The organism is Nonlabens antarcticus (assembly GCF_015356755.1).
GTDB lineage: Bacteria > Bacteroidota > Bacteroidia > Flavobacteriales > Flavobacteriaceae > Nonlabens > Nonlabens antarcticus.
Genome location: NZ_JADFCO010000044.1, coordinates 1 through 329, shown reverse-complemented (window position 1 = coordinate 329; position 329 = coordinate 1). Strand labels below are relative to the sequence as shown.

At 48.6% G+C, this 329-nt stretch carries 1 protein-coding gene; it reads left to right on the top strand.

All coding sequences use genetic code 11. The annotated features are described in order from the left end of the window. The coding region (locus IQ282_RS00165; RefSeq protein WP_228547163.1) for a DUF7507 domain-containing protein at positions 1 to 329 on the top strand (329 nt) is incomplete at both ends.

Genomic DNA, 329 nt, shown 5'->3' with positions numbered 1-329 from the left:
TAGACAGTACTACGTTTACGGGAACCTACACGATCCAGCAGTCTGACATAGATGCGGGAACGGTAAGGAACCAAGCGTTAGCTACGGGAACTTCCCCAGATGGTGAGGATGTAACGGATACCTCTGATGATCCAAACAACCCAACAGATGAAGATCCAGATGGTGATGGTGACCCAGATGATCCTACCGATACGACGCTTCCTGACGATAGTGATATCTCGTTATTGAAGGAGTCTGTCTTCAACGATGAGAATGGAGATGGGTTTGCCCAGTTGGGTGAGACGATCAGTTACAGTTTTACGGTGACCAATACGGGAGCCACTACGTTG